This window comes from Piscinibacter gummiphilus (genome assembly GCF_002116905.1).
Lineage (GTDB): Bacteria > Pseudomonadota > Gammaproteobacteria > Burkholderiales > Burkholderiaceae_C > Rhizobacter > Rhizobacter gummiphilus.
This window is the reverse complement of sequence record NZ_CP015118.1, coordinates 2855516-2872613: the sequence shown is the minus strand read 5'-3', so window position 1 is coordinate 2872613 and position 17098 is coordinate 2855516. Positions and strand designations below refer to the sequence as shown.

Genomic DNA, 17098 nt, shown 5'->3' with positions numbered 1-17098 from the left:
CATCTGCAGGACACAGGATGACAGACACCGCCACCTCGCGCACGATCGAACGGACCACCTCCAGCCCCCCCATTTCGGACAGGGCGCTGACGATCGCCGGGCGCATGGTCAACGTCCGCGTGCACGGCGACCTGGAGGCCAAGGGCCCTCGGCCGCTGGTGCTGCATTTCCACGGCGGCTGGTTCTCGTGCGGCACGCTGGACGACGGCAACTCGGTGGCGCGGCTCTTCGCCGACGCCGGCGCGCTGGTCGCCTCGGTCGACTACCCGCTCGCGCCCGAACACCCCTTCCCCGTCGCCATCGACACGGGTTACGCCGCACTCGAATGGCTGGCCACGCTGCGCGGCAAACGTGCCCACCCCACCCCCGTGGTGCTGGCGGGCGAGGAAGCCGGCGGCAACCTGGCAGCGGCCGTGGCCATGATGGCGCGCGACCGCGACCCCGACCTGGCCGCCGGCCAGGTGCTGTTCTCGCCGCTGCTGGACCCCTGCATGGCCTCGGCCTCGGTGCGCCAGGCTTCCATCGGCGTGGGCGGCTGCAGCATCGCCTGCGGCTGGAAGGAATACCTCGCCCAGCCCGGCGACATCAGCCACCCGTACGCGGCCCCGGCCGCGGCCGTGCGACTGGCCGGCATGGCGCCGGCCCTGCTGGTCTCGTTCACCGGCCACCCGCTGCACGACGACGCGCGGCGCTATGCCGCGCGCCTCACGGGCGCGGGCGTGGAGGCCGACGAACTCGACGTGGCGGCCGACCCGCGCAAGTCGGGCGCGGCCTGGCCGGAAGACGTGCAGACGCGTGTCCGCCAGTTCCTGGCGGAACACGCGTCCGCGGCCGTCACACCTCGGTGACGAACTTGGTGGTCAGGTAGCCGTCGAAGGTCTCCATCCCGCCTTCGCTGCCGATGCCGCTGTCCTTGATGCCGCCGAACGGCGTCTCGGACAGCGCGATGCCGAAGTGGTTGATGTTCACCATGCCGGCCTCCAGTTCGTTGGCCACGCGGTTGGCGGTCTTCAGCGAGCCCGTGAACGCGAACGAGGCCAGGCCGAACGGCAGGCTGTTGGCGCGGCGGATGCCTTCGTCGGTGTCCTTGAAGCGCACCACCGGGGCGATGGGGCCGAAGGGCTCCTCGGTCATCAGCATCGAGTCGTCGCCGATCTCGGTCACCACGGTGGGCGCGAAGAAGCTGCCCACGCTGCCGATGCGCTCGCCGCCCGTCAGCACCTTCGCCCCGCGGCGGTTGGCGTCGTCCACGAACGACTGCATCGCGGTGACGCGGCGGTCGAACGCGAGCGGCCCCATCTGCGTGCCCTTCTCGAGGCCGTCACCCACCTTCACGCTCTTGATCACGTCGAGGAACTTGGCGAGGAACTTGTCGTACGCCTTCTCCTGCACATAGAAGCGCGTGGGCGACACGCACACCTGGCCCGCGTTGCGCAGCTTGGTGCGGGCGAGCATCTCGGCGGCCGGCTCGATGTCGGCGTCGTCGAACACCAGCACCGGCGAGTGGCCGCCCAGCTCCATCGTGACCCGCTTCATGTGCAGACCGGCCAGCGACGACAGGTGCTTGCCCACGGCCACCGAGCCCGTGAACGAGATCTTGCGCACGATGGGCGACTCGATCAGGTACGTGGAGACTTCCGACGGCACGCCCCACACGATGTTGAGCACGCCCGGCGGCAGGCCGGCGTCCTGGAACAGCTGGGCCAACGCCACCACGGCGCTCGGCGAGTCTTCCGGGCCCTTGAGGATCAGCGTGCAACCCGCGCCGATGGCGGCCACCATCTTGCGGATGGCCTGGTTGAACGGGAAGTTCCACGGCGTGAACGCGGCGCACACCCCCACCGGTTCCTTGATGACGAGCTGGCGCACGTTCGGCTGGCGGGCCGGGATCACGCGGCCATAGATGCGGCGGGCTTCCTCGGCGTGCCATTCGGCGTGTTCGGCGCAGCTGCGCACCTCGGCCAGCGCTTCGCCGAGCGGCTTGCCCTGGTCGAGCGTGATGTTGCGGGCGATGTCTTCCGCGCGCTCGCGCGTGAGCGCGGCCACCTTGCGCAGGATGTTCGAGCGATCGAGCGGCGAGCTCTTGCGCCAGGTCTCGAACGCCTTCTGGGCGGACTGCAGGGCCAGGTCCAGGTCGGCCTTGGAGGCGTGCGGCAGCTGGCCGATCACCTGCTGGTTGGCGGGGTTGAAGACGTCCTGGGTCTTGCGGCCTTCACCCGAGAGGAATTGGCCGTTGATGTAGAGGGAGAGCGAGGGGTATGCGGACATGGCGACTCCGGGGAGAACGGGGAGGAGAACCGGTCGATTCTGGCCCAGATCGCCGGGCCGTGCTGTCGCCCGTGCTGCAACCCTTTGCGCTCCGGGAATAGCAAAGGGCCACCGAGGTGGCCCTTGCTGGTCCGGGAACCGCGCCCTTCGGTGCGGAAACGGTTGTCGGCGTCGGTGACGGGTTCCGAGGATCTGCCCAGTGTTGCAGCCGGTTTGTCGCCTTGAAGGTTCCCAGTGTAGGGACGAACCGGCCGCCCCGAATCTCCGAAAAGGCGGGGTTTCGGCCCCCATTTGGCTGGGGGCCCTCGCGGACTGAGCCGACAATCCGGCTTCACCCTTCTCGACGACCCTCCCGTGACCGGCCCCCGCTTCACCCCCCACACCCTGCGTCCCACGCCCGAGCAGCTGGCCATCCAGTCCGCCACCGACAAGTACATCGTGGTGGAGGCCAACGCCGGCGCCGCCAAGACCACCACGCTCGCGCTGCGCATGGCCGAGTCCGCCGCATGGGGTGTCCCGCCCGAGAAGATCATCGCCCTCACCTACACCGAACCCGCGTGCGACGCCTTGCGGGCCGCGCTGAAGAAGCTGGGCGTGCCGTACGACACCACCCGGCGCTTCCGCATCGGCACCTTCGAGCAGTTCGCCTCCGCCGTGCTGCGGCGTGTCGAGGGCGACACACCCGAGCACCTGCTCACGCCGCAGGGCCTGCGGCCTCACGTGCTCGCCGCGCTGCAGCTGGTGGAGGACAACGCCAACGAACGCCACCCCGACCGCCTGATGTTCCCGGCGGCCGGCGATGCCCTGGTCGAGGAATTCCTGCGCGAGGCCCACCACCTCAAGGGCACGATGCAGCTCGACACCGACCTCGAGGAACGCCCGCTCACCCCGGACACCGCCGACGACCTGGGCCGCAACTACGCGCTGCTCAAGGCCTTCCGCGTCTACGAGAACCAGCGCCGCCGCGGCTCGGTCGACCACCCGCTGTTCCGCGGCCCCGGCGACGCCACGTACGACCTGGCCCAGCTCATCTGGTCCGACAACCTCGAACGCGGCGCGCCCGGCTGGCCCGTGGGCATCCGCACCCTGGTGCTCGACGAGATGCACGACCTGAACCAGAGCATGTTCGTCATCCTCGACCGCATCCTCACCAGCAACCGCGAGGCCTTCTTCTGCGGCGCGGGCGACCGCGACCAGGTCATCCACAAGGTGGCCGGCGCCGACGCGCGCTTCATGGGCGATGCGCTGGAAGACCAGGGCCGGCGCAAGGTACGCCGCTGCCCGCTCACGGCCTCGTACCGCTTCGGCTCGCGCCTCGCCCAAGGCGCTTCGCGCCTGGCGGGCAAGCCCTACGCCTCGCATGCCGACGGCGACACGCGTGTCACCGTCACGCCCTACGACGGCCCCGGCCAATGCGAGGCCCACGTCGTCTCGGCCGCCCAGGCATGGCGCAGCGGGAAGGCGCACCGACTCTCGCAGTTCGCGGTGCTGCTGCGGCATCCGCACCAGTCCGTCGCCATCGAGAATGCACTGCTGCGCGCCGGCCTGCCCTACGTCACCGCGGGCTTCGACAGCTACCTCATGCGCCCCGAGGTGCTGCTCGTGCGCGGCCTGCTGGCCGTGGCCACGCGCGACTTCTCCAGCATCGACGACCCCGACACCCGCCGGCGCATCGTCGAGGCTTTCGTGTTCTTCGGCGACATCACCATCACCACGCGCGAAAGCGACCGCGACGAACCCGCCGCGCTGCTGGCCCATGCCGTGCGCGCCGTCACCGACGACCCCACCATCCTGCCGGTGTTCTTCGACAACCAGGTGCTCCGCAACGCGGTGCCGGCGGTGCGGCAGCGCCTCGAGGCCGCGGTCGCCGTGGCCCGCGACCACCAGGGCGACGGCCTGCTGGCCGCGCTGCTCGCGGCCTTGCAGCCGCGCGAACTCGCGTCGCGCGTGCTGGTGGGTGCGGGACCGCTGCGAGCCATCGAAGCCAACCTCGCCGGACTGCAGCGCTCGGCCGAGGGCCATCCGTCCGCGGCCGCGTTCTTCCAGAGCCTGAACACCTTCGAGCGGCAGCAGCGCGAACGCCGCGCCGCCGACTGCCTCGTGCTGGCCCAGGTGGAGGCCGCCAAGGGCCTCGAATACGAGCAGGTGATGATCCCCTTCCTGCGCCAGGACACCTTCCCCGACCGTGACACGCCGGACGACGAGGAACGCAACCTGTTCTACGTGGCCATCACCCGCGCCCGCAGCCAGCTGAGCCTGCTCGCCCATGCACGGGCGCCCAGCCGGTTCATCGCCGATGCGGGGTGGAAGGTGCCCACGGTCACCACGGCGGCCGCGCCGTCGGCATGAGGGCCTTCAAGCCTGCCGCGCCACCCGCTCCGCCAACCGCTCGATGCCTTCCGCCGACAGATCGTCCGCCAGCACCTGCCGCGCACTCGCCCGCTGCTGCCAGCACCGTCCGAGCGACCGCGCATACAGCGGGTCGTAGTGCCGCGCCAGCAGCGCCGACAGCAGCGGCACCAGCTGCCCGCTGGCCGCCCAGGCCTGCCACTCGGCCAGCTCCGCGTTCGCCACCAGTCCCTTCAGCGCGGCCAGCCGCGACGTCAGCGCCTCCGGACTCTCCACCAGCCAGGCGTAGTCGCGCAGCAGGAAGTCCACGCGCGGCGCCACCGGCGCCACGATCTCCACCAGCGGGCTGCGGAACATCGCCTCCGTCAGCGCCTCCGGCACGGTGATGCGCCCGATGCGCCGGCTTTCCGCCTCGACCCACACGGGCCGTGACGGATCCAGCCGCGAGAGCACGTCGAACAGCTGCGTCTCGAACCCCTTCTGCGACGGCTGCGGGCGGCCGGGCACCTCGCCCAGCACGGAGCCGCGGTGCACGGCGAGCGCTTCCAGGTCCACCACCTGCTCGCCGAGGTGGCCCAGGTGCTGCAGCACGCGCGTCTTGGCGCTGCCCGTGGGGCCGCACAGCACGCGCCACTGCAGCGCGTCGGCCAGCACCGGCAGGCGGTCCACCACGTGGTGGCGCCAGCCCTTGTAGCCGCCCTTGAGCTGCTGCGCGTCCCAGCCCACGAGCCGCAGCACGTTCACGAAGCTGCCGCTGCGCATGCCACCACGCCAGCAGTACACGAGCGGGCGCCACTTCGCATCGAAGCCGCGGAAGCGTTCGTCGAGGTGGCGGGCGATGTTGCGGGCCACCATGGCGCCGCCGATCTTGCGCGCCTCGAAGGCCGAGACCTGGACATACGTGGTGCCGACGATGCGGCGCTCCTCGTCGTCCAGCACGGGGCAGTTGATCGACCCCGGGATGTGGTCCAGGGCGTATTCGGCGGGCGAGCGGGCGTCGATGATCACGTCGAAGCCGGCGAGGTCGTCCACGGTGTAGGTCTTGGCGGTCACGGGAGGGTCCGGATGAGAGGGTCAGGCATGTGCCGGCGCGAGGCCGCGCCGCAGGCGGGCGCTGGCACCATCGACGGCGAACACCAGCACGAACATCGCGATCAGCACCGTGGCCGACTGCGCCTGCTGGAAGAGCGAGAGGTGGAAGTAGAGCATCTGCCCGAGCCCGCCCGCGCCGACGAACCCGAGCACCGCGGCCATGCGGATGTTCATCTCCCAGCGGTACAGCGTGTAGGCCAGCCACTGCGGTGCCACCAGAGGCAGCATGCCGTACGCCAGCGCGGCCACGCGCGGCGCACCCGCGCCGCGCAGCGCGGCTTCGGAAGAACGCGGGGCGTTCTGCAGCGTTTCGGCGAAGAGCCGGCCGAGCACCCCCAGGGTGTGCAGCGCGAGCGCCAGCACACCGGCGAAGGGGCCGAGCCCCGCGGCCAGCACCATCAGCGCGGCCCACACCAGCTCGGGCACGCTGCGCAGCAGGTTCAGCACGAACCGCGCAGCCACCGCGGCCGGTCCGCCCCAGCGCCCCGCCGCGGGCAAGGCGATCACGACCGCGCCCAGCGCGGCGAGCACCGTGCCCACCGCCGACACCGCGAGCGTCTGCAGCGCGGCGCGTGCCGTGGTGGCGACGAACGGGCCCGACAGGTCCGGGGACAGGAACTCCCCGATGAAGCGGCCCATGGACCGCATCGACTCGGCGGCGAACAATCCCCGCAGGTCGAGCCCGAGGTACACGAAACTCGCGACGACGGCGCCGAGCACCATCCCGGCAGCGGCCCAGCCGCGGCAGCGCGACGACGCGAAGCCGTTCATGCCAGCACCCGCCGAAGCCCGGCGCTGAACGCGTCGGCCAGCAGCACGAGCAGCAGGAACGTGGCGAGGATCATGCTCGCCTCGCCCCCGTTGAGCATCTTCATCGACTGGTCCATCAGCTGACCCAGTCCGCCGGCCCCCACGAACCCCATCACCACCGAGGCCCGCACCGCGCACTCCCAGCGGTACACGGTGTACGACACCAGCTCCGGCGCCGCGCCCGGCAGCAGCCCGTAGGCGAACGCCATGCGCCGCGAGGCGCCGGCCTCCAGCAGCGCACGGGCGGGCCGGGCGTCCACCGACTCCAGGATCTCCGCGTACACCTTGCCGAGCATGCCGCCATAGGTGATCGCGAGCGCGAGCACCCCGGCCGCGGGCCCGAGGCCCAGCGCCCGCACGATCACGAGGGCCCACACGACCTCGGGGATCGCCCGCAGCACCATCATCACGCCACGCGCGAGCCCACGCACGGCGGCTCCCACCACCGACCGACGCGCCGGTCCGATGCGGGACACCGACAGCGACCGCGCCATCACGAACGAGAACGGCACGGCGATGACCCACGCGAGGGCCGTGCCCGCCGTCGCCATCGCGAGCGTCTCGAGCGTGGCCCGTCCGAGCAGCGCGAGGAACGCCGGATCGGTGGACGGCGGCAGGAAGCCCGCGAGGAACCCGCCCATCACCGCGAGGTTGCCGCCATCGAACAGCTGCCACGGCTTGAACTCGGCCAGCACGAGCAGCGGCCAGGCGACCACCACGGCCAGCACGACGAAGGTGCCGCGCCGGCGGGCATCCGGATCGGGCCAGCGGGTCATCGGCACATCGCCGGAGCGGCGGCGGCGTCCACCAGCGCGCCCTCGGACGCCGTGGCCGCGGCCTCGCCTTCGTACAGGGCCTGCAGCCGCGCGGGCGTCACGTCCCCGGCCGGCAGGTCGAACATCACGCGGCCGGCGCGCACGCCCACCACCCGCGGGAACCACTTCAAGGCGAGGTCCACCGCATGCAGCGAGGCCACCAGCGCCGCGCCGGTGGCCTCGCTCTGCGCGACCAGCCGCGACACCAGCAGCTCCGACGTTGCCGGATCGAGCGACGAGACCGGTTCGTCCGCCAGCAGCAGGTCCGGCCGCTGGTACAGCACCCGCGCCACCGCGACACGCTGGAGCTGCCCGCCGGAGAGGCGGTCGCACCGGTCGAACAGCCGGTCCGCGAGCCCCAGCCGCTCGAGCGCGTCGTGCGCGCCCGCGGTGTCGGCGGGGTGGACGAGGGACCACAGCGCCTTGCCCACCGTCCATTGCCCGAGCCGCCCGGCCAGCACCGCGGTCACCACCCGCTGGCGCGGCGGGAGCGGCGGCGCCTGGTGCACGGCACCGATGCGCGCGCGCAGCCGGCGCAATGCACCCGCCCCCAGGCCCCAGGGTTCGGTGCCGAGCAGTTCGACACGGCCGTCCGTGGGACGCAGCGACGCGCCCGCGACCCGCAGCAGCGTCGTCTTGCCCGCCCCCGACGGGCCGATCAGCGCGATGCGTTCACCGTCCGCGACGGACAGGTCCACCGCCTCGAGCGCCCGGCGACCGCCCGGATGCACCACCCCGACCCCCGACAGACGAAGGGCCACCGTCACGCTCCCCTGCCCCGCCCCGTCACTTGATCAGGCCGGTATCGCGGGCGACGGCCTCGATGCCGTCGTAGTTCGCCGCCGACGTGGGCACGAACCGCGAGGCCTTCTGCAGGTCCATGATCTCCTTGTGGGCCGGGTTCGCCGGGTCGAGCTTCAGGAAGGCGTCGGTGATCTTGCGCACCACGGCCGGGTCGAGCTCGGGCCGAACGGTCCAGTTGTAGTCGTAGTACGGCGGCGTGGTGGCCAGCACCCGCACCTTCGCCGCATTGGGGTTGTTCGCCTCGACGAGCTTGTCCATCACGGACGCGTTCAGCACGCCGGCCTCGGCCCGGCCCGAGGCCACGAAGGCCACGGTCGCGTCGTGCGCGCCCGAGTACGCCACCGCCTTGAAGTCGCGCTCCGGCACCACGCCGGCCTGGTTCAGGAAGTGGCGCGGCATCAGGTGGCCCGACGTGGACGCCGGCGCGCCGAACGCGAAGGTCTTGCCCTTCAAGTCGGCGAGGGTCTTGGCCGTGCTGGCGGCCGGCACGATGAAGCGGCTCGTGAACCTCGCGTCCTCGGCGCGCTGCACGATGGGCACCGCGCCGCCCTGCGTGCGCAGCTTCGCCTGCACGAACGTCAACCCGCCCAGCCAGGCGAGGTCGATCTTTTTCGTGGCAAGGCCCTCGACCACGGCTGCATAGTCGGTCACCGGGGTGAACTGCACGTCGAGCCCCGTCTCCTTCTTCAGGTAGTCGCCCAGGGGTTTGAACTTGCGCTGCAGCTCGGTGGGCGCCTCGTCGGGGATCGCGGACACGCGCAGCACGTCGGCGTGCGCGGACAGCGAGGCGACGGCGAGGAGGGTGGCGCCCAGGGCGCGGGTGATGGAGGAGGTCATGGGTGGAACGTGGAAGCCGCGAGGAGAACCCCGGATGATGCCTGCATTTGCCTCGCGCTGAGACAATCGCCGCATGACCGAGACAACCTCCCCCCTTCGCCTCACCAGTTTCTCCCACGGCGGCGGCTGCGGCTGCAAGATCGCGCCCGGGGTGCTGTCCGAGATCCTGCGCCACGGCGGCGGCGGGCTGATCCCGCCCGAGCTGATGGTGGGCATCGAGACCGCCGACGACGCCGCGGTGTACCGCCTGAACGACTCGCAGGCGCTGATCGCCACCACCGACTTCTTCATGCCGATCGTCGACGACCCGTTCGACTTCGGCCGCATCGCCGCCACCAACGCCATCAGCGACGTCTACGCGATGGGCGGCCGCCCGATCATGGCGCTGGCCCTCGTCGCGATGCCCGTGAACCAGTTGCCGCTCGACGTCATCGGCCGGATCGTCGAGGGCGGGCAATCCGTCTGCCGCGCCGCCGGCATCCCGATCGCCGGCGGCCACACCATCGACTCGGTCGAACCCATCTACGGCCTCGTCGTGATGGGCCTCGTGCACCCCGACCGCGTGCGCCGCAACGCCGACGCGCGGCCGGGCGACCTGCTCGTGCTGGGCAAGGGGCTGGGTGTCGGCGTGATGTCGGCCGCCCTCAAGAAGGGCCGGCTCGACGCCGATGGCTACGCGCGCATGATCGACACCACCACCCGCCTGAACACGCCGGGCATTCGCCTGGCCGCGCTCGACGGCGTGCACGCGCTGACCGACGTCACGGGCTTCGGGCTCGCCGGCCACGCGCTCGAACTCGCGCGGGGCGCCGGCGTGTCGGTCGCCATCGACTGGCACCGCGTGCCGAAGCTGGCCGGCGTGGAGACGCTCGTGGCCGAGGGCTTCGTGACGGGCGCCTCGGCCCGCAACTGGGACGGCTACGGCGCCCAGGTCGACCTGCACGGCGACCTGCCCGCCACGGCCCGCCCGCTGGTCACCGACCCGCAGACGTCCGGCGGCCTGCTGGTGAGCTGCTCGGACGCCGCCGTCGATGCGGTGCTGGAGGTCTTCCGCAGCGAGGGTTTCGCCGACGCCGCGGTGATCGGCCGGGTGGACGCGGGCCCGGCCCGCCTGCACGTGGCGCGCTGAACGGCGCCCGGGTCATTCCCTCACCGCTTGCGCGGCGCCGCCTCCTGCGGCGACTGGGTGTCGACCACCCAGTCCAGCGGATCGAGTTCGGGGCGCACCAGCGGCCGGGCCACGGCGGCCTGGCGCACCGGCTCCGGATGCAGCGGCACGGCGCCCGAGGGAGGTGCCGGTGGCGCGGGCTTCTTGCGCGGCTCGCGGTACACGAGCAGCAGCACCGCCCCCGCCACGGCCATCAGCCAGGCCACGGGCGCCAGCGTGCGAAAACCCTGGGCCACGGCCGATTCGCCCAGGAAGACCGGCACCACCATCAGCAGCAGGCCGCCGAAAACGAGCTGGAGCGCGGCCCCACGTCGGCGGCGGGGCGTCCAGGCGGATCGGGGGCGGGGCGGACGCGGCATGGGCAGGGGTTGAGGCGATGACAAGGAATGATAGTGACTTCGTCCCGTTCCGCCGTGTGACACCTTTCATGGCTTCGCCCCGGATAACCCCCTAGTTCTAGGGAGTCAACCCCCCAACAATACGGACGAGCGGGGGCTCCGGCACCGCTTACCATCGCAATCGTTCGTCCCCCGTCCCCTCGTTCCACCCGAGCCGCCTCGCCGGTCCGGGTGGTTCGCCGTTTGGCCGACCCGTTCGATACGCAGTCCCTTTCATGAGTCCAACCAGTCCAGCCGCCACCGACACGTCGAACGACACGGTGCCCGACCGCCTGGCGTCCACCGACGCCGCCGACGCCCCGCTGAAGGTTCTCGTGGTGGACGACCATGCCCTGCTGCGCGTGGGCATCGTGACGAGCCTGCGCTCCATCGAGCACGTGAACCTGCGGCTGTTCGAGGCGGGCAACCTCAGCGACGCCATCGACATCTACCGCAACGAGCCCGACATCGCGCTCGTGCTGCTCGACCTCAACATGCCCGACAGCAAGGGGCTGCAGGGCCTCAAGCAGTTCGTCGAGACCTTCCCGCTCGCGAAGGTGGCCGTCATCAGCGGCACGCAGGACGAGTTCGTGATCGGCCACGTGCGTGCGCTCGGCGCGGTGGGCTACGTCACGAAGGGCCAGGACGCCCGCGCCATGTCCGACATCGTGCTGGGCCTGCTCGGGCGCCCGGTGCCGAACGAACTGGGCGGCGCACGGTTCCCGCGGTTCCCCAACTCGTCGCGCTACGACCGGGTCGCCGAGCTGGGCCCGCGCCACCTCGAGATCCTCGAGCTCGTGCTCTCGGGCTGTTCCAACCAGGAGATCAGCACGGCCACCGGGCTGTCCCTGGGCACCATCAAGAACTACGTCTCCACGATCCTGCTGGCGCTCGACGTCAAGTCGCGCTCCCACCTGATCAGCCTGTTCCGCTGACGTGACGTTCCGGCTTTCCCCCGCGGCCACGCTGCCGCACCCGGACGGCGGGCTGGAGTTCGCCCTCGACCGGCGCCGCGCCCGCGTGCGCTCGACGCAGCTCGAACGCCTGCTGATGCGTTCGCGCCAGCAGCTGATCGTGGCCTTCGCACTCGCCGCCGTGCTGTGGGTGGGCGACTGGCTGCTGACCCGCCGCCCCGAGGCCGTCTGGTGGGGCCTGCTGGTGCACGGCGCCCAGGCCGTGCAGTGGGCCGTGGCCCGCGCGTTCCACCGCCGCGGGCGCGCCGCGCTCGTCGAATCGGCCACGTGGCTCAACCGGTACCAGACCAGCCTGTTCCTGTCGTCGCTCGCCTGGGGCATGTCCGCGCTGATGGTGGTGCAGCACGAGCCCAGCCTGCTCATCGTCACCGTGTGGGTGCTGGCCCTGCTCGGCATGGCCGGCATCGGCGCGCACGTGGTGTCGGCGGTGCAGCCGGCCATCTACCTGTGGGTCGTGCCGCTGCTGCTGCCGCTCGTGCTGCTGATGCTGCAGCGGGGCGGTCCGGTGCAGGTCAGCGTCGCGGTGCTCGTGATCGGCTTCGGATCGATGGCGATCTTCTTCGCCACCTCGATGCACCGCCTGCTGAAGACCGCGCTGCAGACCAAGCTCGACAACGACGCGCTCGTGCGCGCGCTGCGCCAGCAGGTGGTGCTCGTGGAACGCGCCGACCGCGAGAAGAGCCGCTTCCTCGCGTCGGCCAGCCACGACCTGCGCCAGCCCATGCACGCGCTGGGCCTCTTCGCCGGGGCACTCGACAAGCACCTCAACGGCACGGCGCTGCAGCCCACCGTGAAGAACATGATGCGCGCCATCGACGCGCTGGAGCAGTCGTTCAGCGCGATGCTCGACATCTCCAAGCTCGACGCCGGCGTGATCGAGGCCAACCTGCAGTCGTTCCCCATCCGCGACCTGTTCCGCGTGCTGCACATGCACTGCAGCGGCCAGGCCGAGGAGCTGGGCCTGTCGCTGCGCTTCAAGCCGGGCGGCAAGATCGTCACGAGCGACCCTCAACTGCTGCAGCGCGTGCTGAGCAACCTGATCCACAACGCCATCCGCTACACCCGCGAGGGCGGTGTCGTGGTGGTGGTGCGCAGCCGCGGTGGCCAGGACAGCATCGAGGTGTGGGACACCGGCATCGGCATCCCCGAGGACGAACTGCCCCGCGTGTTCGACGAGTTCTACCAGGTCACGAACCCCGGCCGCGACCGTTCTCGCGGCCTCGGCATGGGACTCGCGATCGTCAAGCGCCTCGTGCTGCTGATGGGCCACAGCCTCGAGGTGCATTCGCGCCCGGGCCACGGCACGGTGTTCCGCATCCTGCTCAAGCCCACCGAGATGGCGGAGATGGACAGCGTCGTGCTGGGTGCCGACACGGTGCCGTCCCCCATCGACGAGGACCGCACGGTGTTGCTGATCGACGACGAAGAGAGCATCCGCACCGGCATGCGCGAGTTGCTCCAGACCTGGGGCTACCAGGTGCTCACGGCCGGCAACATCCAGGAGGCCTGCACCGAGGTGAGGCGCCACGCGGGCGTGATCGACCTCGTCATCTCGGACCTGCGCCTGGCCAACAAGGAAGACGGCATCGGCGCGATCGAGCGGGTGCGCGAGGCGTACGGCGCCCCGCTGCCCGCCCTGCTGATGACCGGCGACACCTCGCCCGAGCAGGTGAAGCGGGCGCACGAAAGCGGGCACCGCGTGCTGTTCAAACCGGTGCGCACCCGTGACCTGCACACCGTACTTCGGGGGATTCCCTGATCACCGGATCGCCCTGAGACTCCGCGGCTGACCGGGCACTCACCTTGGTCACTTGTGAACAATTCACGCGGGCCCCTAGGATGCTCGCTGCTTTGCCTTTCCGAAGGGATGGACCGTGGCACCGACGCGAACTCGATTCAGACTGGCACGATGGGCGGCCTGCATGGCCGGGGTGGCGGCCCTGGCCTCGCCCCCGGCCCACGGGCAGGCGACCGCCCCGGGCCTCGCGCCCGTGAGCCCCGTGATGGCGAGCGCCCTCGCCCGCCAGCGCGATGCCGAGACCCTCGTCGCCCTCAGTGCGGAAGGCAAGGCCCTCCTCGAACGCGACGTCATCAAGCTCGACGGCTACACCTACTGCGGCGCGGCCATCGCCCTCGCCGAGCAGGGTGAGTTCCGCCAGAGCATCCGCGCGGCCAGCAAGGCCCTGCACCTCGGCAACGTGGGCCCCAACGAGGACCTGCAGGCCGTCGCCCAGCGCGACCTCGCCATCGCCTACAGCTACGCCGGGCTGCTCGACGAGGCCGAACGCTACGCCCGCGCCACCCTCAAGCTGAAGGTCAATGACCCGCAGCAGTCGTATGCCCCGGCCCACAAGGTGCTGGGTGACGTGGCCGCGCGCCGCGGCAAGTTCGACGAGGCCGTGGCCGCCTACAACGAGGCCCTCGCGCTCGCGAGCCCCCGCTACCGCCCGCTCGTGCTCGTGTCGCTGGCCAACGCCAGCACCGGCGCGGGCCGCCCGCTCGACGCCCTCGCCCAGCTCGACCGCCTCGCCGGCAGCGAGGCCGACAAGATCGGCCCGTACTACCGCCGCAGCCGCGCCAACGCCCAGCTGGCCGCCGGCAAGCCCGACGAGGCGCTCGCGCTGTTCAAGGCCGTGGCCACGGACGGCCTCGCAGGCCAGGACGGCGCCTACCACCGCATGTGGGCCACCGAAGGCATCGGCCGCGTCGAGCTCGCCCGCAATGACCGCCCCGCGGCGCTGGCCGCCTACCTCGACACCGTGCGCCAGGCCGACCAGCTGCGCGGCAAGTTCATCTCGGACGAGTTCAAGACGGGCCTGTTCGGCAACGTGCAGTCCGTGTTCGACACCGCGCTCGCGCTGAGCGTCGAGACGCGCAACTTCGAGGCCGCCTGGGAACTGTCCGAAGCCTCGCGCTCGCGCCAGCTGCTCGACGCGGTGCGCGACCGGGCCACCGACAGTTTCGCGAACCAGCGCGTCTCGCTGCCCGACCTGCAGAAGGCGCTGGCCGCCGACGAGGCGGTGCTTCAGTACCACGTGCTGCCCGAACGCACCATCGTGTGGGTCGTCACGAAGACGGGCCTGTCGGCCTCCATCCTGCCCACCGGCGAGGCGGCGATGGCCGCGCAGGTGGAAGCCTTCCGCCGCAGCATCGTCGAGCGCCGCCGCGACACCGCCGCCGTCGCTCAGGCCACCTACAAGATGCTCACCGGCGACGTGAACCTCGCCGGGCGGCCGCGGGTCTACGTGGTGCCGCACGGCCCGCTGCACTACCTGCCCTTCCAGGCACTGCACGACGGCAAGGGCTACCTGATCGAACGCTCGGCGCTGGCCGTGTGGCCCTCGTCGGCGGTCGGCGCCCGCCTGCTCGGCCGCGGCAACGCCCCGGACGCCTCGCTGCTCGGCTTCGGCAACCCCACCACCGACCGCAACGTGCCGCTGCCCGGCGCCGAACGCGAGGTGGTCGAGGTGTCGCGCCTCTTCGGCAACAGCCAGGTGTTCCTGCAGCAGGAGGCCACGAAGGCGCGCTTCCGTTCCACGGCGAACCGGTCCGCCGTGCTGCACGTCGCCGCGCACGCGGAGGTCGACGAGGTCGACCCGATGTTCTCGCGCATCCTCTTCGCCTCGTCGCCGCTCGAACCCGGCCTGCTGGAGGCCCGCGAGATCTACAACATCGACCTGAAGGGCGTGCAGCTCGTGACGCTGTCGGCGTGCGAGAGCGGCCTCGGCAAGGTCGCCCGCGGCGACGAGATCATCGGCTTCACCCGGTCGTTCCTGTCGGCCGGCGCCACCAGCATCATCGCGTCGCTGTGGCCCGTGGCCGACGAGTCCACCGACGTGCTGATGAACCGCCTCTACAAGGACATGGCCGCCGGCCGCGACCTGATGGGCAGCATGCAGCAGGCCCAGCTCGAGGTGCAGAAGAACCGCCGGTTCGCCCACCCGTTCTTCTGGGCTCCGTTCAACGTGATCGGCAACGGGCGCCTGCTCGTCGCCGCCACCCCGGCCCAGGCGGCCCGCTGATGGACCTCCGCATGAAACACCCCCTCGCCCTGTGCGTGGCCGCAGCGCTCGCCTCGCTCGCCGCCCTCCCCGCCGCCGCGCAGGCGCCCGCAGAGGCTGCCGCCCCGGCGCGCTTCACCCTCACCCGCGTGCAGTTCCCCGAAACCACCGCCGTGCCGCCCGACGTGCTGCAGCAGGCCGTGGCCCCGTTCATCGGCAAGGAGATCTCCTCCGCCGAACTCGGTCCCATCGCCGCCGCGGTGCGCCGCGTCTACGAGGACCGTGGCCTCGGGCTCGCCGGCGTCGCCTTCCCCAGCCAGAACCTGGCTGGCGGCGTGCTGCTCGTCGCCATCTCGGAGCCCCGCATCGCCCGGCTGATCGTCGAGAACCCCGAAAAGCCCCCCATCCCCGACGCCCGCACGCGCGCGGTGCTCGAACGCAACGGTGTCGCCGCCGGCCAGCCACTCGACCTGCGCCAGCTCGACCGCGCGATGTACACGCTCAACGACTGGCCCGGCGTGAAGGCCAAGGCCACGCTGACCCCCACCGGCGACGAGAACGCGTACAGCGTCGCGGTGCAGACCGAAGCGGGCCGGTCGTGGGACGCGAGCGTCGACGCCGACAACCACGGCACCGACATCAGCGGCAAGGCGCGCATCGGCGCGCTGGCGCGCTGGAACAACCCGCTCGGCATCGGCGACAACCTCGACCTGCGGCTCGTCGCGTCCCAGGGCAGCGGCAACCTCGTGGGCCGCATCGGCTACGAGGCACCCATCGGCCCCACGCCTTGGCGCGCCGGCGTGGGCTACTCCCGCGTCAACTACGAGCTCAACGACTCGTTCGACGGCGCGCTGGGCACGGCGGACGTGGTCGACGCGTCGCTGTCGTACCCCTTCATCCGCAGCCGCGACCTGAACGTCGTGGGCCGCCTGTCGGCCGAACACAAGAAGCTGTACGACGAGTTCTTCGACGAATCGTCCGACAAGCGCATCACCGCGGCCACCGCGCAGGTCTCGTTCGAATCGCGCGACGGCCTCTGGGGCGGCGGCTACAACGGCGGCTTCGCCGGGCTCATGTTCGGCCGGCTGCGCACCAGCGCCACCGTGCAGGAGAGCATCGACACCACCACGCTCGGGGGTTTCACGAAGCTCACGGGCCAGGCCACGCGACTGCAGTCGCTCACGCAGAACTTCTCGCTGTACCTCGGCCTCGCCGGCCAGGCCGCCAGCCAGAACCTCGACAACGCCGAGAAGATGACCCTCGGCGGCCCGCGCGGCGTGCGCTCGTACCCCGCGGCCGAGGCGCCGTCGGACCAGGGGGCGATCCTCAACACCGAGGTGCGCTGGTGGGTCAACCCGCAGTGGAGCACCTTCCTGTTCTACGACCTCGGCCACGGCCGCGCCCGCAAGGAGCCGGGCGCCTCCGTCGAGGACAACACCCGCACGCTGCACGGCACAGGCCTCGGCCTGCAGTACACCAACCCCGAGCTGTTCACGCTGAAGGCCACCCTCGGGGTGCGCGGCAAGAGCGAGCCGGTGTTGTCGGACACCGACGACACGGGCCGCAGCCTGCTGCTCGTGCAGATCCAGCATTCGTTCTAGGA

General features: G+C 71.4%; 14 protein-coding genes. 7 read left to right on the top strand and 7 right to left on the bottom strand.

What is annotated here, in order from left to right; all coding sequences use genetic code 11:
• Nucleotides 1–17 precede the first annotated feature (17 nt).
• Nucleotides 18–848: an alpha/beta hydrolase gene (locus A4W93_RS12820; protein ID WP_085750973.1), complete on the top strand. Its 831-nt coding sequence runs from the start codon at nt 18–20 to the stop codon at nt 846–848.
• On the opposite strand, the gene A4W93_RS12815 is transcribed toward A4W93_RS12820, so the two are convergent.
• Nucleotides 835–2268 (bottom strand): NAD-dependent succinate-semialdehyde dehydrogenase, encoded by a 1434-nt coding sequence (locus tag A4W93_RS12815; RefSeq protein ID WP_085750972.1) that lies wholly within the window; start codon nt 2266–2268, stop codon nt 835–837. The two genes, A4W93_RS12820 and A4W93_RS12815, sit on opposite strands and share 14 nt — an antisense overlap.
• A gap of 354 nt (nt 2269–2622) precedes the next feature.
• Between A4W93_RS12815 and A4W93_RS12810 the strand changes: the two genes are divergently transcribed.
• Complete coding sequence (locus tag A4W93_RS12810; protein WP_169726533.1) at nt 2623–4617, top strand: 3'-5' exonuclease; 1995 nt, start codon at nt 2623–2625, stop codon at nt 4615–4617.
• Between the two features lie 6 nt (nt 4618–4623).
• Here the strand turns inward: A4W93_RS12810 and mnmH are convergent, their stop codons facing one another.
• The 5 genes from mnmH to A4W93_RS12785 are packed head-to-tail and all read right to left on the bottom strand — an operon-like array spanning nt 4624 to nt 8975.
• Nucleotides 4624–5670: a tRNA 2-selenouridine(34) synthase MnmH gene (gene mnmH, locus A4W93_RS12805; RefSeq protein WP_085750970.1), complete on the bottom strand. Its 1047-nt coding sequence runs from the start codon at nt 5668–5670 to the stop codon at nt 4624–4626.
• Between the two features lie 21 nt (nt 5671–5691).
• On the bottom strand, nt 5692–6480 hold the full coding sequence (phnE, locus tag A4W93_RS12800; protein WP_099959899.1) for a phosphonate ABC transporter, permease protein PhnE: 789 nt from the start codon (nt 6478–6480) through the stop codon (nt 5692–5694).
• Nucleotides 6477–7295, bottom strand: a complete 819-nt coding sequence (locus tag A4W93_RS12795) for a PhnE/PtxC family ABC transporter permease (RefSeq protein WP_085750969.1) — start codon at nt 7293–7295, stop codon at nt 6477–6479. Before A4W93_RS12795 ends, phnE begins: the two co-directional genes overlap by 4 nt.
• Nucleotides 7292–8095 carry a phosphonate ABC transporter ATP-binding protein gene (locus A4W93_RS12790; RefSeq protein WP_085754152.1) on the bottom strand — a complete coding sequence of 268 codons (804 nt, stop codon included), beginning with the start codon at nt 8093–8095 and terminating at the stop codon, nt 7292–7294. The genes A4W93_RS12795 and A4W93_RS12790 overlap by 4 nt, the downstream gene beginning before the upstream one ends.
• A gap of 25 nt (nt 8096–8120) precedes the next feature.
• Nucleotides 8121–8975 carry a putative selenate ABC transporter substrate-binding protein gene (locus tag A4W93_RS12785; RefSeq protein WP_085750968.1) on the bottom strand — a complete coding sequence of 285 codons (855 nt, stop codon included), beginning with the start codon at nt 8973–8975 and terminating at the stop codon, nt 8121–8123.
• Between the two features lie 73 nt (nt 8976–9048).
• Between A4W93_RS12785 and selD the strand changes: the two genes are divergently transcribed.
• The gene (gene selD, locus A4W93_RS12780; RefSeq protein ID WP_085750967.1) at nt 9049–10104 is read left to right on the top strand and encodes a selenide, water dikinase SelD; all 1056 of its coding nucleotides are present in this window, start codon (nt 9049–9051) and stop codon (nt 10102–10104) included.
• Nucleotides 10105–10124: 20 nt separating this feature from the next.
• On the opposite strand, the gene A4W93_RS12775 is transcribed toward selD, so the two are convergent.
• A complete protein-coding gene (locus A4W93_RS12775) occupies nt 10125–10502 on the bottom strand; it encodes a hypothetical protein (RefSeq protein ID WP_085750966.1) in 378 nt (125 codons plus the stop codon).
• 254 nt (nt 10503–10756) lie between these two features.
• Here A4W93_RS12775 and A4W93_RS12770 point away from each other — a divergent pair, with 254 nt between their 5' ends.
• The 4 genes from A4W93_RS12770 (at nt 10757) to A4W93_RS12755 (ending at nt 17096) form a co-directional block, all read left to right on the top strand.
• On the top strand, nt 10757–11455 hold the full coding sequence (locus A4W93_RS12770) for a response regulator transcription factor (RefSeq protein ID WP_218919196.1): 699 nt from the start codon (nt 10757–10759) through the stop codon (nt 11453–11455).
• 1 nt (nt 11456) lies between these two features.
• Nucleotides 11457–13253, top strand: coding sequence for an ATP-binding response regulator (locus tag A4W93_RS12765; RefSeq protein WP_085750965.1), 1797 nt, complete (start codon nt 11457–11459; stop codon nt 13251–13253).
• A 163-nt stretch (nt 13254–13416) separates the two neighbouring features.
• Complete coding sequence (locus A4W93_RS12760; protein WP_085750964.1) at nt 13417–15516, top strand: CHAT domain-containing protein; 2100 nt, start codon at nt 13417–13419, stop codon at nt 15514–15516.
• Between the two features lie 11 nt (nt 15517–15527).
• Nucleotides 15528–17096, top strand: a complete 1569-nt coding sequence (locus A4W93_RS12755; RefSeq protein WP_157782151.1) for a ShlB/FhaC/HecB family hemolysin secretion/activation protein — start codon at nt 15528–15530, stop codon at nt 17094–17096.
• Nucleotides 17097–17098 lie beyond the last annotated feature (2 nt).

What these genes read in the sequence shown, in the direction of transcription:
- selD (WP_085750967.1), top strand. Translation starts at nt 9,049, where the DNA reads ATGACCGAGACAACCTCCCCCCTTCGCCTCACCAGTTTCTCCCACGGC.
- A4W93_RS12820 (WP_085750973.1), top strand. Translation starts at nt 18, where the DNA reads ATGACAGACACCGCCACCTCGCGCACGATCGAACGGACCACCTCCAGC.
- A4W93_RS12785 (WP_085750968.1), bottom strand. Translation starts at nt 8,975, where the DNA reads ATGACCTCCTCCATCACCCGCGCCCTGGGCGCCACCCTCCTCGCCGTC.
- phnE (WP_099959899.1), bottom strand. Translation starts at nt 6,480, where the DNA reads ATGAACGGCTTCGCGTCGTCGCGCTGCCGCGGCTGGGCCGCTGCCGGG.
- A4W93_RS12770 (WP_218919196.1), top strand. Translation starts at nt 10,757, where the DNA reads ATGAGTCCAACCAGTCCAGCCGCCACCGACACGTCGAACGACACGGTG.
- A4W93_RS12795 (WP_085750969.1), bottom strand. Translation starts at nt 7,295, where the DNA reads ATGACCCGCTGGCCCGATCCGGATGCCCGCCGGCGCGGCACCTTCGTC.
- A4W93_RS12815 (WP_085750972.1), bottom strand. Translation starts at nt 2,268, where the DNA reads ATGTCCGCATACCCCTCGCTCTCCCTCTACATCAACGGCCAATTCCTC.
- A4W93_RS12760 (WP_085750964.1), top strand. Translation starts at nt 13,417, where the DNA reads ATGGCCGGGGTGGCGGCCCTGGCCTCGCCCCCGGCCCACGGGCAGGCG.
- A4W93_RS12775 (WP_085750966.1), bottom strand. Translation starts at nt 10,502, where the DNA reads ATGCCGCGTCCGCCCCGCCCCCGATCCGCCTGGACGCCCCGCCGCCGA.
- A4W93_RS12755 (WP_157782151.1), top strand. Translation starts at nt 15,528, where the DNA reads ATGAAACACCCCCTCGCCCTGTGCGTGGCCGCAGCGCTCGCCTCGCTC.